A 23,024-nucleotide genomic window follows, 5' to 3' on the forward strand; every position below is an offset into this window, starting at 1 on the left:
GGCCGTCCGAAATTATGTTTAAATTTCGGACAGCTTTTTTATTAAAACTATAACAGTTTCAACTTGCTTCAATAAAAAGAAAACCAATAGTGACTGTATTTTTAACTCCATCGGGTAAAAAATACAGTCACTACAGGCTCCAAAGAACGGTCAAATTTTAGAGAATTTTTACAAATTGTCTTACTCAAAAGTTTGTCAATCATGGATAAGTGACAAAGCAGTTTGCGAATCAGAAATACAATTTTCTGATTCGCAAAGGCCGTCTGAAAACTTGTATTTAGATTTTAATAGTAGTTCTATACTGAAAAAAGTGGTAAGTTTTCATGATGGTGAAAACTTCTTTAGGAATACTGAAAGGTTTTACGTCATCTGTGCTGAATAACCCGATAGCCATTTTCAACGCTTTTACCTGTTTTAGCACAAAGCTCATCACCACATCGCACAATATTAGCACGGTTGATGCGGCCGACCATATCCGCATCTTGTCTTTTTTGCTCAATCAGCATGGAGTAAAAGAAAAACAGTACCAATCCGCCAATAATCAATGTCGCCATAGAAATAGAAATGATCAAAACCAATCGAGAAGATATTTTTTTGTTTTCCTCATTAACTTTGTTCAGATAAGAATTAAATTCCCTCACTTGGTTTACCATTTGGTTGCGGGCATTTTCCATGTCTCTAACATATCCCGCAACTGAAACCGACATCTCTCGCATTACCTCGTTCCTAACCATGTCCGTAATCATTTCGCGCTGATCACAAAGAGATTTATCCAATTTTTCCTGAAGACTTCGAACAATATGACTACTGTTCTGCTTAAATTGCGCCATAACTTCGGCAGTTTCAAGTAAAAGATTATGGGCGCGCTCGATTTCGTTATTATCCATGATTTACTTTCCATAAAATAATAAAAAGATGAAGGAATGCTTTAATCCGCACTCCTTCAAATCCATTTTCAACAACCGATTACTCAACCAAACGAACGGCCGCCATAGCTGCGCTCTTCTTGAATCTGCGGCGTATTTTGTGCAACCTCCTGCTGCTGTTGTTGGCTGCGTTCTTTCAATACCTCTTGCTGTTCGGCTCTGAAGTTTGCCACCACGTCAGCATTTTCAGCCAAGGCTTTGGCAGCGAATGAACCATCGGTATCGTTTTTAAAACCTTGGATTAGGGCGTGGAGACGGTCGGCTGGATTATTATTACTGCTTGTATTGAACTCGGCAGATTTCTGATTATCTTGCTGACGAGTTGGAGCAGTAATTTTTTCTATATTTTCATCTCTACGAATGGCATCTTGATGTGTTTTAAGCCCTTGGGGATCTTTTTTTGTCTTTAATCCAACACCATACGCTGTATTCATACGGAAATTTTTAAGATCTTCCATATCTAATTGACCACGTACTTTTACTGTATGTGGTGGAACACTATATTCTTTATTTTTTTTATTTACATATCCAGGCAGAGTAACACCTTTATCATGTTCAGTTTGATTAAGAAATTGCTTAAGTTTCTCGTTTACAACTGAGCCATATTGGTTACCAATATCTGCAATAAAGACTTTAGCTTGCATACTAGATTCAAGGAATCTCTTATTTTCTGGGATATTAATTTGATTAATGACCTTATTTACATCATTAATCTTTTTATCCAAGGCTTTTGGATAATCCTGGTTAATTAATTGCATACCTATTTCAGAACTTAAAGCCTTATCCAATTTTGGTTTTAAATGATCATATATTTGCTTCTCTTCTTGAGACATCTTATTGAATGGTTTATATAAATGTCTTTGCATCTGCTTGATTTCCTCATCAGATACAAAACGTTTACCATCACCATTTTTAGCCTGTGTTGCCACTTTTTCAAGTAATACACGCCCATCTTTATTATTACTACCAATATCATATTGAATAGGCCCAAAACTCGGACCACTTGAACCTTTACCGGCATTAGACATTAAATATCCACCATAACCATTGTCTAATTCGTTCACCATCATGGTTTTGTGCAGATAATATTTAAAACCATCTTCCGGCCTTAAATGATCACCACCAGTGAAACGAGGGCCATATTGTGTTTTTTGACTCATCCTTGATTCCTTTCCAAAATTAAGTCAATAAGAAAAAGTTTTCCTAAATTTTTAAAGCTGCTCATAAACTATTGTTTAAGACATAAAAACTAAAAGATTTCTTTATCAAAGCGCTCAAGAGTTTTTAACTGAAATAATTTTTGCTCTATATAACAGACTAGATAAGTGCTTTCATACGCCGTTTTCATCCCTCCAGTTTCCTCAACCAAAGGATTGAAACAGGCCTTTTCTTTGTAAGCATTATATTTTTCCTTCAATTTTGAAAAATAATTCTGAGGTAATTTTGGTTTCAGCTTATTTTGTTTATTTTTAGCTTGTAGATCTTTATACCTTTTATCTATCGCCGCGTCCAAATCCAGAGATAGACCATATAAACAATCATCTCCGATTTCATCCAGTTGATTGCGTTTTCCTATTTCACATAAATTATATGTTTTTCCATCAGTTGATTTTTTAATGGTATCTCGAAATGCAGAAAGTGTTGAAACATCTTGGGCATAACAAAAAGCTACGCCCATTAAAATCACAGAGAAAAATAATGTTTTTCTCATTTTGAATACTCCTTAAATTTGCAGAAACTTAGTTCATTATGATCATAATAACAACTTATGCACAATGTATCAATATTTGGTCATTCATATTTTACAGGCTACCTGCCGCAATGACTGCCGACACCGTAACCAGCAAGCAGTACGACAGCAAATCGTTGGACAAATTTCATATCCTTCTCCTATCATCTTTGGTTTCAGAAATGTAGTAGCTTTTCAAATGACATCAAACGGTATCTGAAAAAATTCAGGCTTTATCCGCACGATTTTGCCTTTCGCTGCACGCGACACCTCGCACGCACACAAGAACAATTTGCCCACCACCAGTGTTTTCACCTGCAAACCCTCAGCAAACAGGGCTGTTTCTTCATGGTTCAGTTGGAGCAAGACGTTTGCACTTAAGGCAAGATAGGCGGATAGAGGCATGATAAAATGCTGCATGAGAAATTTAAATTATATCAGTTTGGAAAACCTTGGGCCGTCTGAAAACACAAGCCGACATCCATCCCCACCCTAAACACGAAAGCAAAAAATGTCCTACACCTTTACCTTGGCAGAACACGCGCTGGAAGCGGAATTGAAAAAGCTGATTCTGCAAGAAGCCGACAAAACCGATGACGTTGCCGCCGAAGACTTTACCGACGATGCGCCGTTGTTCGGCGATGGCAGCCCTGTCGATTTGGATTCGCTCGACGCGCTGCAAATCTGCGTCGCGCTGCAACAGTATTTCCAAGTGCGGCTGCAAGGCGACCGCATGGTGCGCAAGCATATGATGTGCGTGCGCGATTTGGCGGCGTTCGTCCGCGCGGAGCATGGGGCGTGAGCTGGGTTTGCGGTACGGCGGCCACCTCCGCGCTGAATCCGCAGGCGGATTTCAGACGACCCGATGCGGTGTCTTATACGTTTTTAAACCAGCCGCAGCAGGCCGCTTATTTCCGCGCTTTTGCCGACGACAGCTTGGGGAGCACCGCTTTTGCGGATATTGCCGAACAACATTTGCGCCGCGCCGCCGAAGATGCCGGATGGCCGTCTGAAAGCTGGCACGATGCGCCGGTTTTTATCGGTTCGAGCTCCTACGCCATCGCCGAATACGAAAACCGCCGCCGCGCGGGCAATACGGACATTGGGGAACACGGCTTGCTCTATCTTGCCGAAGATTTGCGCAAACGCAGCGGCAACCGGCAGATTTTCAGTTTGGCGACCGCCTGCACCTCGTCCGCCCATGCGCTGATTCAGGCAGACAATTGTTTGCGCGGCGGGGCTGAACGCGCCTTCGTCCTCGGCATCGAAAACCTCAACCGCCTGACCCTGCTGCATTTCCACAGCTTGGGTTTGTTTACCGAACGCTATCGGCCCTTCGGCGGCAACGGTCTGATTTTGGGCGAAGGTGTCGCCGCACTCGCCCTCTCTGCCACGCCGCCCGACTGTGCAGGTCGTCTGAAACTCGTCGGACACGCCGCCAATACCGGCAACGACCTGATTCAAAGCAACAGTAAGGCGTTGGAACAGGTTATCCGCCGCGCTTTAAACATCGCCGCCGTTGCACCCGAAAACATCGCCGCCGTCAAAACCCACGGCATCGGCACCGCCGACAGCGACGCCGCCGAACTGGCTGCGCTGGAAACCGTGTTCGGCACCCTTCCGCCGCTGATGGCATTCAAAGCGCAAATCGGCCACACCCTCGGCGCAACCGCCGCCCTCGAAACCGCGCTGCTCTTGTCCGCCCTGAAACAAGGCGGCGCTACCGATTATCAAGGACGCGAAATCGAGTTTTCAGATGACGTTTTCTGTCTCGCCAACCATTTCGGTTTCGGCGGCAGCAACACAGCTATGGTATGGCAATGGCAATCATAAATCCCGACATCCGCATCACTGCCGCCGCGCGTTTCGACACCGAAGCAGCCGTCGGCAACAAAATCCTCAAACAAACCTTGCAGCAGCAAAGCGGCACGGACGCCCGCCGCCTCAGCCGCCTGAGCCTGATTGCAGCACTCGGCGCAGGCCTGCTGCGCGGACAAGGCGAAATCCGCCACGATTGCGCCGTATTCCTCGGCACGCCGTTTTCCTCGCCGTCCGTGTTTGAAAAAATGGTGGATAACGTGTTCAACCACCATGCCGCCATGCCTTTCGACTTCATCGCCAACCTGCACAACGCCCCCGTTTTTCATGCCGCGCAAACCCTAGGCACACACGGCGCAACGTTGGCGGTTGCTACCGAACGCCATTTGGAAACCCGTTTCCATCCCCTGCTGCTCGCCGCACAATCCTTGCCAAACGGCGGACAGGCCGCAGTCGGTTGGGCATACGAACACCAAGCCGCCCACGCCGATACGCGCGAAGGCAGCATTTGGATTTTGCTTGGACACGGCGCGGAACACGGCGTTCCCGTTACCTTGGGCGGACAAACTAAAGAAGCTGAAAGGCCGTCCCGTCAGGAGGCTGCGCACTCTGAAACGCAAAGATACTATTGGCAGGATATTGCCGATTGGGCGGAAGAGCTGGGAAGGTGCGACAATTCGGCGGCAGCCGGAACATGGACGTTGGACACGCGCAAAGCGGAGCATGAAAAAGATAGGATAACGGTTAAAAAATCGGCGATATAGCGGATGGAAATAAAAATAAATATGCCTCGCCGTGTTACCCGCGCGGGCATAACGGAAAATATGTTTTCCATTTGTTGCACTGTTCGGGCGGGCGGGCCGCAAAAGCAAGCGTCCGTCCTGCATTTGCGAAAAGGCCGTCTGAAAATTTCAGACGGCCTTCATCAATTCCCAATCCGTTACGCTTCGACCGGTTTGCCGCGCAGGGAGAAGGTGTAGGCTTCGGTGATTTCCAAATCGATCATTTGGTTGATCATATCGGGCGTGCCGGTGAAGTTGACCACGCGGTTGTTGGCGGTGCGGGCTTGGAGTTGGTCGGGGTCTTTTTTGGAGATGCCTTCCACCAAGCAGCGCTGCACCGTGCCGAGCATGGTTTGGTTGATGCGGGCGGTTTCGGCTTCAATTACTTCGTTCAGTGCTTCCAAGCGGCGCACTTTTTCTTCGTGCGGCGTGTCGTCCGGCAGGTTGGCGGCGGGCGTGCCGGGGCGCGGGCTGTAAATGAAGACGAAACTTAAATCAAAGGCGATGTCTTTCACCAGTTTCAGCGTTTGCTCGAATTCGCGCTCGGTTTCGCCGGGGAAGCCGACGATGAAGTCGCTGCTCAGGCACAAATCTGGGCGGATGGCGCGCAGTTTGCGGATGATGGATTTGTATTCCAAGGCGGTGTAGCCGCGTTTCATCGCGCTCAATACGCGGTCGGAACCGCTTTGAATCGGTAGGTGCAGGTGCGACACCAGCTTGGGCAGGTCGCGGTAGCACTCGATAATCGAGTCGGTAAACTCGCGCGGGTGGCTGGTGGTGAAGCGCATACGCTCAATGCCGGGGATTTCGTGGACGATGCGCAGCAGGGTGGCGAAGTCGCAGATTTCGCCGTCTTCCATTTCGCCGCGATAGGCGTTGACGTTTTGTCCCAAGAGGTTGATTTCTTTCACGCCTTGCTGAGCAAGGTTGGCGATTTCGGTCAAAACGTCGTTCAGCGGGCGGGAGAATTCTTCGCCGCGGGTGTAGGGGACGACGCAGAACGAGCAGTATTTGGAACAGCCTTCCATGATGGACACGAATGCTGCGCCGCCTTCGACGCGGGCGGGCGGCAGGTGGTCGAATTTTTCGATTTCGGGGAAGGAAATATCGACTTGCGACAGGCCGCTGGTTTCTTTATCCACAATCATTTTGGGCAGGCGGTGCAGCGTTTGCGGGCCGAAGACGACGTCCACATAAGGCGCGCGTTTGATGATGTTTTCGCCTTCTTGGGAGGCGACGCAGCCGGCAACGCCGATGATGAGGTCGGGATTTTTCTCTTTGAGCGGGCGCACGCGGCCTAAGTCGGAGAACACTTTTTCCTGCGCTTTTTCACGCACTGAGCAGGTGTTGAAGAGGATGATGTCGGCTTCGTCGGCTTCGGTCACTTGTTCGATGCCGCCGTTTTCCTCAGCGAGTACGGCGAGCATTTTTTCGCTGTCGTATTCGTTCATTTGGCAGCCGAAGGTGCGGATAAATACTTTTTTCATGGTAGTTTGTTACTGTCTGCAATGGTTTTACGCCCCTGCGGGGGCAAAAAAGCAAGGCCGGACGCCTTGCGCTTTTCGGTTTTCAGACGGCCTGCGGGCAGATGGCCGGGCCGTCTGAAAACAAACCGCCGATGCGGAACGCTATATTTATTTTGCCTGCGCCGCAGCGGCTTTTTCTTTGAACGCGGCCACTTCGTCGTCGTTCAGCAGCCAAAGTTCGCGGATGACGCCCGCAGCATCGCGTTTCACGGCCACGGGTTTGCCCGACTGCACGGTCAGCCTGCCCAACACGAGGAAGCGGTCGTTTTCGTCCCTCAGGCGGACGCCGCGCGCAAGCTGGAATGTGGCGGCGTTGCCGTCTATCCAGCCCAGCGTCAGTACCTTCATCCATGAAAAACCGCCGCTGCTCAATTCTACATAAGGCAGGTCGATTCGTTTTAAAACGGCAACATCCATATCGTCCGGCAGGATGCGCGCCCAAGTCAGCGACGACAGGAGCAATATTGAAACAGCAATGAATCCGCGTAACATGTTTATCTTTCTTAAATACTTAATAATCGGTACAGGGGCGGGATTATAACACAGCGGGGCAAAACATGCCCATAGTGGTTGTTTTTACAGAACAATTTTTACGGCGCGCGCAAACGGTCCGGCGCAGTGTCAAAGGCCGTCTGAAAAACGCGATAAATGTTAGAATATCCCCGTTTTGAATCCCGTTTTACCGTGCTGGAACCGCGTTTTCAGACGGCCTTGAAAGGAATGATTATGACCGACCGCAACGAAACCCTGTTCAACCGCGCCAAAGCCATCATCCCCGGCGGCGTAAACTCCCCCGTCCGCGCATTCGGCAGCGTCGGCGGCGTGCCGCGCTTCATCAAAAAAGCCCAAGGCGCGTATGTGTGGGACGAAAACGGCACGCGCTACACCGATTACGTCGGCTCGTGGGGGCCTGCGATTGTGGGGCACGCGCATCCCGAAGTCATCGAGGCTGTGCGCGAAGCGGCTTTGGGCGGATTGTCGTTCGGCGCGCCCACCGAGGCGGAAATCGTCATCGCCGAAAAAATTGCCGAACTCGTGCCCAGCGTCGAACAACTGCGGCTGGTCAGCTCAGGCACCGAAGCCACCATGTCGGCCATCCGCCTCGCGCGCGGCTTTACCGGCCGCGACAAAATCATCAAGTTCGAAGGCTGCTACCACGGCCATTCCGACAGCTTGCTGGTCAAAGCCGGCAGCGGCCTGCTTACCTTCGGCAATCCGTCTTCCGCCGGCGTGCCGGCCGATTTCACCAAGCACACGCTGGTGCTCGAATACAACAACACCGCCCAACTGGAAGAAACGTTTGAAAAAATCGGCGGCGAAATTGCCTGCGTGATTGTCGAACCGTTCGCGGGCAATATGAATCTGGTCAGGCCGTCTGAAAACTTCGTCCGCGCCCTGCGCTCCCTCACCGACAAACACGGCGCGGTGTTGATTTACGACGAAGTGATGACCGGCTTCCGCGTCGCGCTCGGCGGCGCGCAGTCGCTGCACGGCATCACGCCCGACCTGACCACGATGGGCAAAGTCATCGGCGGCGGTATGCCGCTGGCGGCGTTCGGCGGGCGCAAAGACATCATGGCCTGCATCTCCCCGCTGGGCGGCGTGTATCAGGCGGGCACTTTGTCGGGCAACCCCGTGGCCGTGGCGGCCGGACTGAAAACACTGGAAATCATCCGGCGCGAAGGCTTCTACGAAGACCTGACCGCGCGCACCGAACAGTTGGTTAAAGGTTTTCAGACGGCCGCCGCCAAAGCAGGCGTGGCGTTCACCGCCGACAGCGTGGGCGGCATGTTCGGCCTGTATTTCGCCGACCATGTGCCGCAAAACTACGCCGACATGGCGCGCTCGAATACCGACGGTTTCAAACATTTCTTCCACGGCATGTTGGAACGCGGCGTCGCCTTCGGCCCGTCGGCCTACGAAGCGGGCTTCGTCTCCGCTGCGCACACGCCCGAGCTGATAGACGAAACCGTGGCGGCGGCGGAAGCGGTGTTCGCCGGAATGGCTGAATAACGGGCATCCGTTTGTAACAGAGGCCGTCTGAAAATTCTTTCAGACGGCCTCTTGCCATTTCTGCGCCCCGCGCTACAACCTCGTTACGCTCAACACGCCTTTGACGTCGCCGAGGCTGGCGAGGACGCGCGGGAGGTCGTTGACTTGTTTGACCTCGAGCGTGAACCTCATGCTGGCTTCCAAGTCGCGGGACTGGGTTTGCACGGCGGTAACGTTGAGTTTGTGGCGGGCGAGCGCGTCGGATACGTCGCGCAAAAGCCCTGAGCGGTCTTGGGCGCGGATTTCGACATCGACGGCGAACACTTGCCCTTCCTGCAACGCCGCCCAGCTTGCGTCCAACACTTTTTCAGGCGCTTGTTCGGCGAGGTGTTGGAAAGAGGGGCAGGTTTTGCGGTGTACGGAAATGCCGCGTTCGCGGGTAACGAAGCCGACAATATCGTCGGGCGGCGCGGGTTTGCAGCATTTGGCCAGCGTGGTCATCAGCCCGTCTTCGCCATCGATGAGCACACCGGTTTTGCCGCCTTTTTTGATTTTGGACTGTTTGACGATGGTGGTTTCGCTGACGGGCACGGGCGGCGGTTCGTTCAGCGTGCCGCAGGCTTTCTGGATGGCGCGGTTGGAAATTTCGCCCTGTCCGACGGCGGTGTAGAGGTCGTCGAGTTTTTTGTAGCCGAGATTTTCGGCAAGCTCTTGCAGGTTGGGCTTGGGCGTGAGTTTGGCAAGCTGCTTGTCGAGCTGGACGCGGCCTTCTTCGCGCACGGTGTCGGCGTTTTGCTGGCGGATGTAGGCGCGGATTTTGCTGATTGCCTTGCTGGATTTGACCCAGCCTTCGTAGAGCCAGTTGACGGAAGGATGCCCTTCTTTGGCGGTAATGATTTCGACGCGCTGTCCGTTTTCGAGCGGGGTGGACAGCGGCACGATTTGCCCTTCAACTTTCGCGCCGCGGCAGCGGTCGCCGATGCTGCTGTGCAGGGCGTAGGCGAAGTCGATGGGAGTCGCGCCCGTAGGCAGGGAGAGGACTTTGCCGTGCGGGGTCAGGACGTAAATCGTGTCGTTGAAAAGCTCGGTTTTGAAGGCGGCGGCGAGGTCTTCCTTGCCGCTTTCCGCCATGTTTTCTCGCCAGTCCAAGAGTTGGCGCAACCAAGCGATTTTTTGTTCGTAGGCGGAATCGCCCTTGCCGCCCTCTTTGTAACGCCAGTGGGCGGCGACACCGAATTCGTTGAATTGGTGCATATCGAAGGTGCGGATTTGCACTTCCACGCCTTTGTCTTCCGGGCCGACGATGACGGTGTGCAAACTTTTATAGCCGTTGCCTTTGGGGTTGGCGATGTAGTCGTCGAACTCGCCCGGGATAGGCTGCCAGAGGCTGTGGACGATGCCCAGCGTGGTGTAACACTCGGGGACGGTATCGACCAAAATCCGCACGGCGCGGATGTCGAACAGCCCGTCGAAGCTGAGTTTTTTCTTCACCATTTTTTTGTAAATGGAGTAGATGTGTTTCGGGCGGCCGGCGACTTCAAAGTGAACGTTGTATTTTTTGAGCTCCGCGCGCAGGATGTTGAGGAAGTTTTCGATATATTCGAGGCGCTCGGTGCGTTTTTCGTCCAAAAGCAGCGCGATTTCGCGATATTTTTCGGGTTCTTGATGGCGGAAGCCGAGGTCTTCAAGCTGCCATTTGAGCTGCCACACGCCCAGACGGTTGGCGAGCGGGGCAAAAATGTCGAGGGTTTCTTTGGCAACAGCACGTTTTTCGGGGCAGTCGGGGATATTGCTGAGAAACTGCATGGTGCGGGTGCGCATGGCGAGTTTGATTAGCACGACGCGGATGTCGGTCACCATCGCCAGCAGCATTTTACGCATGGTTTCGGCTTGCTGGGCGCGCTCTTCGGAAGTGGCAAGGCTGTCCACTCGGGCGAAGTGGGTGAGCTTCTGCACTTCGTCCACACCTTTGACCAGCTCGCAGATGGTTGCGTTGCACTGCTCGGTAACGACCTGCTGCCAGTCGGGACAGTAACCCGAAATAGCGGCAAGGAGGGTGGCGGCGACGGCATCTGGCAGCAAATCCATGTCGTTGACCATCTGCGCCGCCCCCATCAGATTGCTCAACAACGGCTCTCCGCTGTCGGTCTTCGCTTCGGCGGGATAATGCCGCTGTGCCAGTTTCAAGGCCGTCTGAAGCAGCCGCACATCTTTGTCGGGCAAGCCTGCGAGATAACCGTCGAACCAGCCGCGGTAATTTTCAAGGTCGGGCGCGATACTGCTCGGAGTGTGGAGGATGCCGTTCATGGTGCTTCCTAGATAGGTGTCGGAACAAACCGGCCGCAAGACGGCGGCCTTGAGAAAGGATTATTGACTGTTTGTCGGTCGTTTATATTGTATCAAAAACGGGTAGGATTAATAATATCTATTGAGCCTATATCAAATAGGCCTAATACCGCCGAGCCGTCCGCAGCCCTTGTTTCAGACGGCCTGAAATGCTATGTTAGCCCTATCCGCCACCCATTCGGAGCATAAACATGAAGCTTTATATATACGACCATTGTCCGTTCTGCGTCCGCGCCCGCATGATTTTCGGCCTGCGCGGCGTAGAAGTGGAAAACATCATCCTCGCCAATGACGACGAAGACACCCCCATCGGCATGATTGGTGCCAAACAAGTCCCGATTCTGGAAAAAGACGACGGCACGTTTATGGGCGAAAGCCTCGACATCGTACACTATATCGACGAAACGGCTGGCAAAGGCCGTCTGAAAACCGAAGTCCGCCCCGAATTGCAGGCATGGCTCGACAAAGTCGGCGAATACAACAACCGCCTTGCCCAGCCGCGCCTGGTCAAAATCGGCCTGCCTGAGTTCGCCACCGAATCAGCGGTACAATACTTCATTGATAAAAAAGAGAAAAACATCGGCAACTTCGAAACCAACCTAAACGAAACCGCACAATATCTGGAACGGCTCAACCAAGACCTTGCCCAACTGGAAACCCTCGCCGCTTCCGGTTCGGACGGCATCGGCGGCGAAATCGGCATGGAAGACATCCTGACCTTTCCGATTCTGCGCAACCTCACCGTCGTCCGCGGCGTACAGTGGCCGGCAAAAATCGCAGACTACTTAGCGCGGATGAGCGCGCAAAGCAGCGTACCGCTCTATTTCGACCGCGCCTTGTGAAAACCCGCTTCCATAAGCGCCAAAGGCCGTCTGAAAAATTTTCAGACGGCCTTTGTTTATTTTTTCTTCATTCTAATTAAACTGTTAGCTATCATCACGCTCAGACCCAGCCAAATCAGGCCGTAGCCGGCGAGGGCGCTGTTTTCGAGCGGTTCGTCCAGCCAGAGCACCGCGATGACGAACAGTAAAATAGGTTCGAGATAACTCAGCATGCCGAATACGGCCATCGGCAGCATGTTGTTGGCCTGAAGGTTCAGATACATCGCCAGCGCGCTGTTGATGCCGATCAGAACGATGAATGCAATCAAACTCGGTTGGGCGGCTATCATGCCCGGGCTGTCGGAAAAGAAAACGATATACACCAGCATACAGGGGGTGATGATAATCAAGTCGACGAGCAGGCCGATAAGGGACGGCACGCCCAGTTTGCGGCGCAGCAGGTAATACAGCGGATAGGTGCCGAACACCCACACCGTCACCCATGAAAATGCGCCGTTGCGCCACAGTTGGCAGGCGACGCCGGCGCAGGCCAATGTTACGGCAAGGCGTTGCGGGCCGCCCAGCCGTTCTTTGAACCAAATCCTGCCTACCAACATCATGGCCAGCGGAAACAGGAAATAACCCATGGCGACGTTGATGCCCTCGCCGTTGACGGGCGACCAGACAAACAGCCAAAGCTGGCTGGCGAGTATCGGCGTAGGCAGGATGACGAGCAGCCAGCGTTTCCAGTCTTTGCCGATGCCGGCGGCGAAATTCAGCGCGCCCTGCCAACTGTGTGTCAGGCTTGCTAGGGCGAACAGGGCAAACAGCATTCCGACCATGCGCCATGCGAATACGTCGGTACCGTTCATCGGCTTCATCCAGCTGCTATACAGAAACAGCATGGCAAACAGTACGTTGGACGCAACGGCGGCGAGTACGCCTTTGGCGGTCTGCGGCATTGCTTCAGACGGCATCGTTTTCTCCGGACGTGTTTTAATCAGTATGCCGTGTAATTTTTTATGCGCCGTAATTCGGTTGTAAGAGTGCGCACGGCTGGCGTTCGCGGCGGCTGCGGCGGTTGCGTCCGGCGATTTTTCCGCAGGCCGCGCCCGGATCGGTTTTATCGGCATGGGGTTTGTCGCTGCGTTCGCCTGCCTTGCGCGCGTTGTCGCGCCGGCGTTCGCGGCGGCTTTCAGACGGCCTGCTTTCTTCGGAAGACGCGGTATCCGCCCCGCCCCACCACTGCGGCTCGAAGCCTTCGATGCGTTCGACTACCAAGTCGTTGCCGGTCAATTCTTTGATGGCTTCAAACATTTTTTGCTCGGTTTTGTCCATCAGGGAAATGGCGACGCCGTCCGCGCCTGCCCTGCCGGTGCGTCCGATGCGGTGGACGTAGTCTTCGGGCTGGGTCGGCAGCTCGTAGTTGATGACGAAGGGCAGCTCGGCGATGTCCAAACCGCGTGCGGCGACGTCGGTGGCGACGAGGACGCGCAGGCTGCCTTCCTTGAAGGCGTTGAGGGTTTCGAGGCGGCTTTGCTGGGATTTGTCGCCGTGGATGGATTGGGCGGCAAGGTTGCGGCGCACGAGGTCGCGGGTGACTTGGTCGACGCTTTGTTTGGTTTTGCAGAACACGATGACTTGGTTCATCTGCAAATCGACAATCAGCCGCTCTAAGAGGTTGCGTTTTTTGAGCGCGTCAACGGCGATGATGTGCTGCTCGACATTGGCGCTGGTGGTGTTTTGCGCGGCGACTTCGACGATTTCGGGCGCGTTCATGAAGTCTTTGGCGAGCTTGCGGATGGGCGGGGCAAAGGTTGCGGAAAAGAGCAGGGTTTGACGTGGTTTGGGTAGCATCTGCATGATTTTGCGGATGTCGTCGATGAAACCCATATCCAGCATACGGTCGGCTTCGTCGAGAACGACGATTTCGACTTTGTTTAAGTTGATGTTTTTCTGTTTGACGTGGTCAAGCAGCCTGCCGACGGTGGCGACGACGATTTCGCAGCCGGCACGCAGGTCGGCGGTTTGTTTGTCCATGTTGACGCCGCCGAAGAGGACGGTATGCCGCAACGGCAAGTTTTTGATGTAACCCTGCACGTTTTGGTCGATTTGGTCGGCGAGTTCGCGCGTCGGGGTCAACACCAGCATACGCACGGGGTGCATCGCGGGCGAAGTGCTGGAGGTAGCGTAGCGCTTGAGCCGTTCCAACGCGGGCAGCATAAAGGCAGCGGTTTTGCCCGTGCCGGTTTGGGCGGCGGCCAAGAGGTCGTGGCCGGCGAGTGCTTTGGGGATGGCGGCGGTTTGGATGGGGGTCGGGGTTTCGTAACCTTGCTCGGTCAGCGCGGAAACGATTTCGCTGCCCAAGCCGAGGGATGCAAATGGATTCATATCGGTCGTCTCTCTGTTCAGACGGCCTTTTGCGGTATGCAGGCCGTCTGAAAAATAGTGTGTCGGATGCAAACAGACGGTTTGCTTCGAACTTCGGATTATGCCACAAAACATACCGCTTTATCAGGCCGCAGGGATGCGCCGACCGAAGGGCCGATACATATCAGGCCGTCTGAAACCTTGTTTTCAGACGGCCTGGAAGACAGGATGAAGGTCAAAATGCGGATTTACTTCTCACCAATCCTGCACCCGCTTCAAATCGTTCTGCGCCAGCGTGTCGGCGTGTTCGTTGCGGCTTTTGTATTCCCTGTTTTGCAATATGCTGTTGGCGACGTAGTTTAAGTGTATTTTTGCGGCTTCGGCGGCATCGGCAGGGCGGCGTTCCAAGATGGCTTCGTAGATGGCGCGGTGTTGGGCAATCAGCTTCGGGCGCGGGTCTTCGGTTTGGTTGAAGTAGATGATGCTGCTGCGCGTCTGGCGGTAGAGCATTTTGAGCAGGCCGCCGGAGAGGTGGCTGAAGAGGATGTTGTGCGCGGCGTCGGCGATGGTTTGATGGAAGCTCACGTCAGCTTCGGTTTGGTGTTCCAGATGGCCGCTTTCGCAGGCGGATTCGAATTTTTGCCGCCAAAAATCAATCCGTTTCAAATCGGCATCGGTGCGCCTCTCGGCAGCCAGCGATGCCATGCAGCCTTCGATGTGGCAGCTGAAATCGAAAACGTCGGTTTCCCAGTTGGAATGTTTGCCGAGCAATTCCTGCCAGCTTTGGAGGAAATCTTGTTGCGGTTTGACGGAAACGTAATAGCCGTCGCCCTGCCGCGCTTCCAAAACCTGCCGCGCAATCAGTATGTTCAGCGCGACCCTGACCGACGGACGCGATACGCCGAACTCTTCCGCCAGCGTGCGCTCGGGCGGGATTTTGCCGCCTTCTTCGTAAATGCCCGCCGCGATGCGTTCTTCCAAAACCGACAATACTTGGTCGCTGACTTTTTGCGGCCGAACCAGTTTCGCCATCTTTATCCCTCTTTTTTGCTTGATTCAGGGCGGACCGGCCATTCGATAACGGCGGTATTCTGCCCCATACAACAGCATCTGCTACGTTTAAAATGCCTTTAAATAAAGCGTTCACCGACTTTTGAAACGGCTATATGGAGAATTTGGATATTTCCTATCCCAATCCATATAAAAGGCCGTCTGAAAACAAGGCATCAGTGAAACGGGGTTTCGTCCAAGGTTTTCAGACGGCCTCCATTCCAAGCTACAAAGCCGCGCACTTTTGAAATTGGACTGACCAATGCGGCGTATTCTAATAACAGCCCATACCCCCGTCAACATCCCGCCCCATGCTTCTCAAGCGCATCAAACCACACAGGACTGCATTTTACATCTTTAATAACAATTTGTTTTATTTGATTTTAAGCAGATGCCTCCATCAAGCCGGATAAGGCCGTCTGAAAAATAATTTTCCGGCATATCAAAGTTTTGCGAACCTGCGCAATTCCGATATTGGTTTAACCAATTATTCGGATGTATCAGAAAACATTGGGAGACTCTTCAGCCACAGAAACTTGAATTCAAAACCACAGCGCTTTTTCCTGCCTCTTTATCGACATACTGCCGCTGCCTCGGGCTTACGTTTTGCCGCGAACGCCGGTTCTCCCCCGGCAAATAACATTCGGGCAAACATTCCGCTTTAACAGCACAAACTTTTGAGTTCGGACTGTTTTTGTTTTTGTCATTAACACTCCGCCTATTCCCTTAGCGTAAACTTACATCATGATTTGAAACTAAATCCGCCGAATCCAATCTCTAACACAGGACCGCCCAATGATGTCCGAATGCGTTTGCCGCATCGGCGGATTACGGCTTCTGACGACCATAAACAGACTAAGGATTATACAAATGAAAAAATTATTGATTTCGACAATCGCAGCTGGTTTGATGTTAAGCGCATGTGCCAGCAACAAGTCTGCGGAAGAAAACCAAGCTCCGCAGCAGATGAGCGTTGAAGAAGCGAAACAGCAATGCCAACAGGCCGGCGGAGCCGGTCAGGACAGCGCCACTTTTGACGCATGTATGAAAGGCAAAGGTTTCGAACGCGTATCCGTTCCCGCACAAGCTGCTCCCGCTCCGACTCAGGAAGCGGCTCCGGCTACCGCTCCGGCTGTTCCGGCTAAAAAATAAGGCCGTCTTTGTTTACTCCCTAACAAGCAGTCGTTTAAAAGCGGCAAAAGGCCGTCTGAAAATTTCAGACGGCCTTTTGTTTTGGTGTCAGCATGGCATGAGAGGTTGACTGTGCCGCCATGACAAACCGGCTGACGTCCGGCCTCTTCCATACGGAATCTTCCCGAAAAACGGAAAAAGAGGCCGTCTGAAAACGTAAATCCTGTTTTCAGACGGCCTCTTATGCTCGAACGCAACGCTTATTTCGACGAGCCTTCGGTTTCACCGGTCATACGTTTCAAACCGCCGCCGAGCGCTTTATACAAATCGGCAAGGTTTTCCAAACGGGTCAACTGGTTAGACAACAGGGCCGTATCGGCGCCATAACTGCTGCGTTCGGCATCCAGCAAATCCAGCGCACTGGAAACGCCGTGTTTGTAGCGCAGGCGGACCAAACGCAGCGCATCGGCGTAAGCCTTGCTCTGCCGGCGGTTGGCGGCATAGGTTTTGTCCAACTGTTCACGGGCGACAAGTGCGTCGGAAACGTCGCGGAAAGCCGACTGCACGGCCGCCTCATAATTCACAATCTGAACCTGCTGCTGGATTTTGGCGTAATCCAAATTGGCTTTGTTGCTGCCCCAGTTGAAAATCGGCAGGTTGATGGTCGGCGCAAACGCCCATGTGCGGTTGCCGCCTTTAAACAGGCCGCTCAATTCGGTCGAACCCGTGCCTATGGTGCTGGTCAGGCTGATGCTGGGGAAAAACGCCGCGCGCGCCGCGCCGATATTGGCATTGGCTTTTTTCAAATCAAACTCGGCGGCACGGATGTCGGGCCGGTTCAGCAATACTTCCGAAGACAGGCCGGCCGGCAGCTTGGTGATTTTAAACTGCTTGTCCAGCGGCAGCGGTGCGGGCAGGTCTTCGGGAATCGGGCCGTTTATCAACACGGCCAGCGCATTGCGCGCCTGTTCCCTGTTTTTAACGGCGTTTTCATAATCTGCTTTGGCCGATTCTATCAGTGCCTGCTGCTGGCTCAGATCGACGGCGGAAATAACACCCGCCTTGTGTTTCAACTGCGTCAGTTTGAAAGTCCGCTCGCGCGATTTCAACACGTTTTGCGCCAGCTTCATCGAATCTTGGGCGTAAAGTTCGTTGAAATAGGCTTTGGCCACCGAAGCAATCAGGCTCAAATGGGCCGAATCGCGCGCGGCAAGGCTGCTGAAATAAGTTTGCAGCGCGGCTTGGGTATTGCTGCGCACTTTGCCGAACAGGTCCAATTCGTATGACGTTACGCCCAGTCCGACGTTATAGGCCGAAGAAACATTAGAATTGCCGGTCGAACTCAAATCCTTCGCCGTGCGGCCGCGCGAACCGCTACCGGTGGCATTGATGCCCGGCAGCAGGTCGGCGCGGCTAATCATATACTGCTTGCGCAGCCCTTCGGCGTTCAGTGCGGCGGTACGCAAATCGGTATTGCGCTCCAACGCAATGTCAATCAAACGGTACAGGCGCGGGTCGGCGAAATAGTCCTGCCACCCCAAGGAAGCCGCTTGGATGCCTGTTCCGGCCTGCGTATCGTATTTGAATGTTTCGGGCACGTTCACTGCGGGCTGTTCGTATTTCGGAATCATGGTACAGGCCGACAGGGCGACAGCGGCAGCCAGAACGCTCAAAACAGGCTTGAATGTGATATTTTTCATGTCTAATCCTCGTTATAGATGCCGTCTGAAAATTTCAGACGGCATCTGTTCGCTCAGTGTTTCTTATCCGAATCTTCTTCGTCTTCAAACGGAATGTCTTCAATCATCATCGCGCCGCTTTCGGCCGCATGTTTGGCGGCCATTTCGTGCTCGTGCGCAGTTTCTTTGAAGAGTTTACGCACGATGACATAAAAGAGCGGCACAAGGAACACGGACAAAATCGTACCGATCAACATACCCCAGAACACAGTCGTACCGATGGCACGCTGGCTGGCGGAACTGGCCCCGCTGGCGATATACAGCGGCACCACGCCCAAGATGAAGGCAAACGAAGTCATGATAATCGGGCGGAAACGCAGGTGTGCCGCAGCCAATGCGGCCTGCAAGGCACTCTTGCCCTGAGCCTGCAAGTCTTTGGCAAATTCGATAATCAAAATCGCGTTTTTCGCACTCAGACCCATCACGGTGATGAAGCCGACTTGGAAATAGATGTCGTTGGTAAACGAAGGCACTTTACCGAGCAGCCCTTCAAACAGGTTGCGTCCGGTCACACCCAAAGCGGCACCGATCAAACCCAACGGAATCACCAGAATTACCGCCAGCGGAATCGACCAGCTTTCGTACAGTGCGGCAAGCACCAAGAATACGGCGGCAATCGACAAAGCATACAGAATCAGTGTTTGCGAACCGCCTTTGGCTTCTTCGCGCGACTGGCCGCCCCATTCGAGACTGTAACCGCTGCCCATTTCGTCAACCATTTTCTGTACCGCCGCCATTGCCTGACCGGTAGATACACCAGTGGCGGGTGAAGCAGAAAGGCTCATTGCAGGATAACCGTTGAAGCGCACGCTTTGCTCCATGCCGTTTTCCCAAGAAACGGTGGCGATGGTGGAAAGCGGCACGGCGACGCCGGAACTGTTAGGCACGGTCAGGTTCAGGATGTCGGCGGGTTGCATACGGGAGTTTGCATCAGCCTGAACCATTACGCGTTGCAGACGGCCTTGGTTCGGGAAGTCATTGACATAAGAAGAACCCAGCGAAGTCGCCAACGCAGTACGGATGTCGGAAAACGAAATCCCCTGCGCAGCGGCGGCGGCACGGTTGATGTCGATTTTCAACTGCGGCGCATCTTCCAGACCGCTGGCACGGACGGTGCTCGGGTCAAACAGGCCGCTGGCGCGCATTTTCTGAATCAACTCGTTGCGTTTGGCCAGCAATGCGGCATGACCGGTGTTGTTGCGGTCTTGCAGGTTGATGGTCAGACCGGAACCGTTGCCCAGCTCCATAATCGGAGGAGGCGTTACGGCAATACCGAAGCCGTCTTTAAGCGTACCCATCATCATGCCGGTCAGTTTGCCTGCAACCGATTCCGCATCGCTGCCCGGAGTTTTACGCTCGTTCCAGTCTTTGAGCATGGCAAAACCCATCGCCATGTTCTGACCGCTGCCCGAAAAGCTGAAGCCGGAAACGGTAATGATGTTTTCAATTTCAGGAATGCTTTTTGCCAACTGCGTTACTTGCGCCAGCGTCGCATCAGTACGCTCTTTGGTCGCACCCGCAGGCAGTTGCACGCTGACCATGATGAAGCCTTGGTCTTCGGTCGGCAGGAAGGCAGTCGGCAGGCGCATAAACAGGAATACGCCCACAACCGCCAAGCCGATATAGATAACCATCATGCGGAAAGTCTTACGCAGCACTTTGGCAACCCAGCCTTCGTAGCCATGCGTCCAAGCGGTGAATTTTTTGTTGAACCAGCCGAAGAAACCTTTTTTCTCTTCGTGATGCCCTTTCGGAATCGGCTTGAGCATGGTGGCGCACAAGGCTGGTGTCAGCGTCAGGGCAAGGAAGGCAGAGAATGCGATTGATGCCGCCATGGTCAGGGCGAACTGTTTGTAAATATTGCCGGTCGCGCCGCTGAACATCGCCAGAGGCACGAACACGGAAATCAGGACGGCGGTAATACCGATAACCGCGCCGGAAATCTGACCCATCGCTTTTTTGGTGGCTTCTTTAGGCGGCAAACCTTCCGTCGCCATAATGCGCTCAACATTTTCGACGACCACAATCGCATCGTCGACCACGATACCGATGACCAATACCATCGCAAACATGGTCAGTACGTTAATCGACATGCCCATATAGGAGATGAAGGCAAAACCACCCAACAGCGAAATCGGCACGACAATGGTCGGAATCAGCGTATAGCGGATATTTTGCAGGAAGAGGAACATCACCAGAAATACCAATGCGATGGCTTCCAAAAGCGTATGAATCACTTTTTGAATCGAAAGATCAACGAATTTGGAGGTATTGTAAGGGTTTTTCCAGCTCATGCCCTGCGGGAAGTATTTTTTCAAGGTCGCCATCTTTTCCTGCACGGCGGTAGCAGTTGCCAAAGCATTACCGCTGTTGGACAGCATAACCGCCATACCGGTGGTGTTCACGCCGTTCAGACGGATTGAGGCGGAATAGTCTTCCATACCTAGGCTGACTTTCGCCACGTCTTTCAGGTAGACGTTGGAACCGTCGGTATTGGAAACCAGAATGATGTTGCCAAACTCTTCGGCCGTACTCAACTGACCTTGCGCCGTAACGGTCGCCGAAATGGTCTGGCCTTGCGCGGCAGGCAGCGAACCGATGGAACCCGCGGAAATCTGAACGTTCTGAGCAGACAGCGCATTGGTTACCGTTGAAAACGACAAGTTGTAGTTTTGCAGTTTTTTCGGGTCAACCCAAATACGCATGGCGCGTTGCGCACCAAACAATCGAACCTGACCCACGCCGTCAATACGTTGCAATTCAGGTACGATATTGCGCTGCGCGTAGTCGTTCATCTCCTCGATGGACTGTACGTCTGACGAGAGCATCACAATCATCAGAAAGTTGTCACGCGCTTTGGATACGGTAACGCCGTATTGCTGCACGGTAGCAGGCAGGTTGTTCAACACTTCGGAGAGTTTGTTCTGCACGTCCACCTGCGCCAAATCTTCGTCGGTTTCAGGCGTAAATGTGATGCTGACGCTGCCGCTGCCGCTGGAGTCGGCGGAAGTGGTCATATAGTCCAAGCCATCTACGCCATACATATTGCGTTCGATAACGGCAAGCACGCTGTCTTCCATTACCTGCGCGGACGCGCCAGGATAAGTGGCGGTCAGCGTAATGGTCGGTGCGGCAACGGACGGATATTGGGAAACCGGCAGGCTTCTGATGCCGATAATACCTGCCGCGATGATGAAAATCGCAATCACCCATGCGAAGATGGGACGGTCGATAAAAAACTTAGCCATTGATGCCTTCCTTATTTAGCCGCAGATGCCGGTTTGGCTTCAGAGGCCGTCTGAACGGCCGGTTTGGCGGAAGAAGCGGCTGCCTGAGGAGCAGAAGCGGCGGATTTGCTTTCAGACGGCGTCCATTCTTTCGGCGTTACTTTCTTCGCACCCGACATGGCGGCGATACTGGTTCCTTCCACGACGACTTTGTCGCCGTCGTTCAGACCTGCGGTGATAATCCAGTTGGTTCCCTGCTGTCGGGCAACTGTTACCTCGCGCGGCTCCATTTCGCCTTTGGCGTTCACAATAAGAACCGTATCTTTCGTGCCTCGGGTAACGGCCTGCTGCGGAACGACGAACGAGTCGGCAATATCGGCCTGCGGCAGACGCACGCGGACATACAGACCCGGCAGCAATACATTGTCTTTATTCGGCACTTCCGCACGCAGTGTTACTTGTCCCGTGGTTTCGTTCACGGTCGGGTCGGCAAACAACAGGCGGCCTTTATGTGGATATTCCGTACCGTTTTCCAGCAAAATGCTCACTTCCACCGCACCGTTTACCGCCTGCATTTTACCGTCGGCAATATCCTGCTTCAGACGCATCACGTCGGTAGCGGACTGGGTAAGGTTGACATACATCGGATTGGTTTGCTGGATGGTCGCCAGTACGGTACTATCGTTCGCGCCGACCAGCGAGCCTTCGGAAACTTTGGATTGTCCGATATAGCCCGAAATCGGCGCGGTAATGCGCGAATAACCGACGTTGATTTGCGCGGATTTAATCGCAGCTTTGGCCGATTTTACCGACGCTTCGCCGGAACGCTTGGATGCCACGGCGGCATCGTAATCCTGTTTGCTGATGGCATCGGCGGCCACCAACGGTTTATAGCGCGTCAAATCCGCATTGGCTTTCGCCAGAGAGGCTTCCGCCGTCGCCAGCTGCGCGCGCGCGCTTTCCAGAGAAGCGACATAAGTTGCGTCATCAAGTTGGTAAAGCGGCTGCCCGGCCTTCACATAACTGCCCTCTTGAAACAAGCGTTTCTTGATAATGCCGCCGACTTGGGCGCGGACACCTGCCGAACGGAACGATTCCAGACGGCCGGGAAGGTCGGTGCTGATGGTAACCTGTTGCGGATGTACCGTAACCACCCTGACTTCGGGCGCGGGGGCCTGTTGGCCTGCCGCCGCACCGCCCTGCTGTCCGGCTTTGTCTTCACTCTTGCCGCAGGCAGACAGAGCCAGCGCCGTTGCCGCAGCGATTGCCGCTACGCGCAGCATCTTGTTAGAGACATGAAGAGTCATTATTTTTCCTATCTGAAATATTGATGATAACGAATATTTGTTATTGAAAACGCGCTGCAAACCTATCGTACGGACCAACCGCCTACACGGCCGTTTTTCCGAGCAATGCAGGAAAATGAGAATTACGAATGCGTACAACACATTGATACTTCTATTACATTTCAGCGCGGTATTATACATACATTCTTGCATGTTCCCAAGGATTTTTTTATAATTACAGACAGACTTGAAATACTTTTACACGACCGCTTCCGGACTTC

Annotated in this window: 20 protein-coding genes; 7 read left to right on the top strand and 13 right to left on the bottom strand. The window is 53.1% G+C overall.

Annotation, left to right across the window (positions count from 1 at the left end; all coding sequences use genetic code 11):
• Positions 1–365: 365 nt before the first annotated feature.
• The 4 genes from ACI43T_RS00365 to ACI43T_RS00380 all read right to left on the bottom strand — a co-directional run bounded on the left by ACI43T_RS00365 (position 366) and on the right by ACI43T_RS00380 (position 3,060).
• Positions 366–887 carry a lytic enzyme gene (locus ACI43T_RS00365; protein WP_377079476.1) on the bottom strand — a complete coding sequence of 174 codons (522 nt, stop codon included), beginning with the start codon at positions 885–887 and terminating at the stop codon, positions 366–368.
• A gap of 83 nt (positions 888–970) precedes the next feature.
• The gene (locus ACI43T_RS00370; RefSeq protein WP_377079475.1) at positions 971–2,086 is read right to left on the bottom strand and encodes a hypothetical protein; all 1,116 of its coding nucleotides are present in this window, start codon (positions 2,084–2,086) and stop codon (positions 971–973) included.
• Between the two features lie 89 nt (positions 2,087–2,175).
• A complete protein-coding gene (locus ACI43T_RS00375; protein WP_377079474.1) occupies positions 2,176–2,637 on the bottom strand; it encodes a hypothetical protein in 462 nt (153 codons plus the stop codon).
• A gap of 213 nt (positions 2,638–2,850) precedes the next feature.
• The gene (locus ACI43T_RS00380; protein WP_377079473.1) at positions 2,851–3,060 is read right to left on the bottom strand and encodes a hypothetical protein; all 210 of its coding nucleotides are present in this window, start codon (positions 3,058–3,060) and stop codon (positions 2,851–2,853) included.
• 106 nt (positions 3,061–3,166) lie between these two features.
• Here ACI43T_RS00380 and ACI43T_RS00385 point away from each other — a divergent pair, with 106 nt between their 5' ends.
• From ACI43T_RS00385 to ACI43T_RS00395, 3 genes are read left to right on the top strand one after another with little or no spacing between them, the layout of a single operon-like run.
• A complete protein-coding gene (locus ACI43T_RS00385) occupies positions 3,167–3,457 on the top strand; it encodes a phosphopantetheine-binding protein (protein WP_003763573.1) in 291 nt (96 codons plus the stop codon).
• On the top strand, positions 3,454–4,488 hold the full coding sequence (locus ACI43T_RS00390) for a beta-ketoacyl synthase N-terminal-like domain-containing protein (RefSeq protein WP_405385382.1): 1,035 nt from the start codon (positions 3,454–3,456) through the stop codon (positions 4,486–4,488). Before ACI43T_RS00385 ends, ACI43T_RS00390 begins: the two co-directional genes overlap by 4 nt.
• Positions 4,470–5,237, top strand: coding sequence for a hypothetical protein (locus ACI43T_RS00395; protein ID WP_405385226.1), 768 nt, complete (start codon positions 4,470–4,472; stop codon positions 5,235–5,237). The genes ACI43T_RS00390 and ACI43T_RS00395 overlap by 19 nt, the downstream gene beginning before the upstream one ends.
• Positions 5,238–5,413: 176 nt before the next feature.
• On the opposite strand, the gene miaB is transcribed toward ACI43T_RS00395, so the two are convergent.
• Both miaB and ACI43T_RS00405 read right to left on the bottom strand, forming a co-directional pair.
• Positions 5,414–6,742 (bottom strand): tRNA (N6-isopentenyl adenosine(37)-C2)-methylthiotransferase MiaB, encoded by a 1,329-nt coding sequence (gene miaB, locus ACI43T_RS00400; protein ID WP_377079471.1) that lies wholly within the window; start codon positions 6,740–6,742, stop codon positions 5,414–5,416.
• Positions 6,743–6,889: 147 nt separating this feature from the next.
• Positions 6,890–7,273, bottom strand: coding sequence for a hypothetical protein (locus tag ACI43T_RS00405; RefSeq protein ID WP_377079470.1), 384 nt, complete (start codon positions 7,271–7,273; stop codon positions 6,890–6,892).
• 234 nt (positions 7,274–7,507) lie between these two features.
• Between ACI43T_RS00405 and hemL the strand changes: the two genes are divergently transcribed.
• The gene (hemL, locus tag ACI43T_RS00410) at positions 7,508–8,794 is read left to right on the top strand and encodes a glutamate-1-semialdehyde 2,1-aminomutase (RefSeq protein WP_377079490.1); all 1,287 of its coding nucleotides are present in this window, start codon (positions 7,508–7,510) and stop codon (positions 8,792–8,794) included.
• Positions 8,795–8,866: 72 nt separating this feature from the next.
• On the opposite strand, the gene ACI43T_RS00415 is transcribed toward hemL, so the two are convergent.
• Entirely contained in the window at positions 8,867–11,080 is a 2,214-nt protein-coding gene (locus tag ACI43T_RS00415; protein WP_377079469.1) for a RelA/SpoT family protein, read from the bottom strand.
• Between the two features lie 230 nt (positions 11,081–11,310).
• Between ACI43T_RS00415 and ACI43T_RS00420 the strand changes: the two genes are divergently transcribed.
• Positions 11,311–11,961: a GrxB family glutaredoxin gene (locus ACI43T_RS00420; protein WP_308022498.1), complete on the top strand. Its 651-nt coding sequence runs from the start codon at positions 11,311–11,313 to the stop codon at positions 11,959–11,961.
• A gap of 56 nt (positions 11,962–12,017) precedes the next feature.
• On the opposite strand, the gene rarD is transcribed toward ACI43T_RS00420, so the two are convergent.
• The 3 genes from rarD to ACI43T_RS00435 form a co-directional block, all read right to left on the bottom strand.
• Positions 12,018–12,902, bottom strand: coding sequence for an EamA family transporter RarD (rarD, locus tag ACI43T_RS00425; protein ID WP_308022501.1), 885 nt, complete (start codon positions 12,900–12,902; stop codon positions 12,018–12,020).
• Positions 12,903–12,960: 58 nt separating this feature from the next.
• The gene (locus tag ACI43T_RS00430) at positions 12,961–14,331 is read right to left on the bottom strand and encodes a DEAD/DEAH box helicase (RefSeq protein WP_405385227.1); all 1,371 of its coding nucleotides are present in this window, start codon (positions 14,329–14,331) and stop codon (positions 12,961–12,963) included.
• A 234-nt stretch (positions 14,332–14,565) separates the two neighbouring features.
• Positions 14,566–15,342: a FadR/GntR family transcriptional regulator gene (locus ACI43T_RS00435; protein ID WP_297957862.1), complete on the bottom strand. Its 777-nt coding sequence runs from the start codon at positions 15,340–15,342 to the stop codon at positions 14,566–14,568.
• Between the two features lie 134 nt (positions 15,343–15,476).
• Here ACI43T_RS00435 and ACI43T_RS00440 point away from each other — a divergent pair, with 134 nt between their 5' ends.
• Positions 15,477–15,608 (top strand): hypothetical protein, encoded by a 132-nt coding sequence (locus ACI43T_RS00440; RefSeq protein ID WP_405385228.1) that lies wholly within the window; start codon positions 15,477–15,479, stop codon positions 15,606–15,608.
• A gap of 622 nt (positions 15,609–16,230) precedes the next feature.
• A complete protein-coding gene (locus ACI43T_RS00445; protein ID WP_009174214.1) occupies positions 16,231–16,512 on the top strand; it encodes a hypothetical protein in 282 nt (93 codons plus the stop codon).
• Between the two features lie 239 nt (positions 16,513–16,751).
• Here the strand turns inward: ACI43T_RS00445 and ACI43T_RS00450 are convergent, their stop codons facing one another.
• The 3 genes from ACI43T_RS00450 to ACI43T_RS00460 are packed head-to-tail and all read right to left on the bottom strand — an operon-like array spanning position 16,752 to position 22,764.
• Positions 16,752–18,191, bottom strand: a complete 1,440-nt coding sequence (locus tag ACI43T_RS00450) for an efflux transporter outer membrane subunit (protein WP_405385229.1) — start codon at positions 18,189–18,191, stop codon at positions 16,752–16,754.
• A gap of 53 nt (positions 18,192–18,244) precedes the next feature.
• A complete protein-coding gene (locus tag ACI43T_RS00455; protein WP_377079465.1) occupies positions 18,245–21,478 on the bottom strand; it encodes an efflux RND transporter permease subunit in 3,234 nt (1,077 codons plus the stop codon).
• Positions 21,479–21,489: 11 nt separating this feature from the next.
• Positions 21,490–22,764 (bottom strand): efflux RND transporter periplasmic adaptor subunit, encoded by a 1,275-nt coding sequence (locus tag ACI43T_RS00460; protein ID WP_405385230.1) that lies wholly within the window; start codon positions 22,762–22,764, stop codon positions 21,490–21,492.
• Positions 22,765–23,024 lie beyond the last annotated feature (260 nt).

The organism is Neisseria oralis (assembly GCF_045062685.1).
Classification (GTDB): domain Bacteria; phylum Pseudomonadota; class Gammaproteobacteria; order Burkholderiales; family Neisseriaceae; genus Neisseria; species Neisseria oralis.

Coding starts and splice junctions, on each gene's coding strand:
- miaB (WP_377079471.1), bottom strand. CDS start 6,742: ATGAAAAAAGTATTTATCCGCACCTTCGGCTGCCAAATGAACGAATAC.
- ACI43T_RS00450 (WP_405385229.1), bottom strand. CDS start 18,191: ATGAAAAATATCACATTCAAGCCTGTTTTGAGCGTTCTGGCTGCCGCT.
- ACI43T_RS00415 (WP_377079469.1), bottom strand. CDS start 11,080: ATGAACGGCATCCTCCACACTCCGAGCAGTATCGCGCCCGACCTTGAA.
- ACI43T_RS00370 (WP_377079475.1), bottom strand. CDS start 2,086: ATGAGTCAAAAAACACAATATGGCCCTCGTTTCACTGGTGGTGATCAT.
- ACI43T_RS00395 (WP_405385226.1), top strand. CDS start 4,470: ATGGCAATGGCAATCATAAATCCCGACATCCGCATCACTGCCGCCGCG.
- ACI43T_RS00460 (WP_405385230.1), bottom strand. CDS start 22,764: ATGACTCTTCATGTCTCTAACAAGATGCTGCGCGTAGCGGCAATCGCT.
- ACI43T_RS00375 (WP_377079474.1), bottom strand. CDS start 2,637: ATGAGAAAAACATTATTTTTCTCTGTGATTTTAATGGGCGTAGCTTTT.
- ACI43T_RS00385 (WP_003763573.1), top strand. CDS start 3,167: ATGTCCTACACCTTTACCTTGGCAGAACACGCGCTGGAAGCGGAATTG.
- ACI43T_RS00455 (WP_377079465.1), bottom strand. CDS start 21,478: ATGGCTAAGTTTTTTATCGACCGTCCCATCTTCGCATGGGTGATTGCG.
- ACI43T_RS00365 (WP_377079476.1), bottom strand. CDS start 887: ATGGATAATAACGAAATCGAGCGCGCCCATAATCTTTTACTTGAAACT.
- ACI43T_RS00405 (WP_377079470.1), bottom strand. CDS start 7,273: ATGTTACGCGGATTCATTGCTGTTTCAATATTGCTCCTGTCGTCGCTG.
- ACI43T_RS00445 (WP_009174214.1), top strand. CDS start 16,231: ATGAAAAAATTATTGATTTCGACAATCGCAGCTGGTTTGATGTTAAGC.
- ACI43T_RS00380 (WP_377079473.1), bottom strand. CDS start 3,060: ATGCCTCTATCCGCCTATCTTGCCTTAAGTGCAAACGTCTTGCTCCAA.
- ACI43T_RS00435 (WP_297957862.1), bottom strand. CDS start 15,342: ATGGCGAAACTGGTTCGGCCGCAAAAAGTCAGCGACCAAGTATTGTCG.
- ACI43T_RS00420 (WP_308022498.1), top strand. CDS start 11,311: ATGAAGCTTTATATATACGACCATTGTCCGTTCTGCGTCCGCGCCCGC.
- ACI43T_RS00430 (WP_405385227.1), bottom strand. CDS start 14,331: ATGAATCCATTTGCATCCCTCGGCTTGGGCAGCGAAATCGTTTCCGCG.
- hemL (WP_377079490.1), top strand. CDS start 7,508: ATGACCGACCGCAACGAAACCCTGTTCAACCGCGCCAAAGCCATCATC.
- ACI43T_RS00440 (WP_405385228.1), top strand. CDS start 15,477: ATGGAGAATTTGGATATTTCCTATCCCAATCCATATAAAAGGCCGTCT.
- rarD (WP_308022501.1), bottom strand. CDS start 12,902: ATGCCGCAGACCGCCAAAGGCGTACTCGCCGCCGTTGCGTCCAACGTA.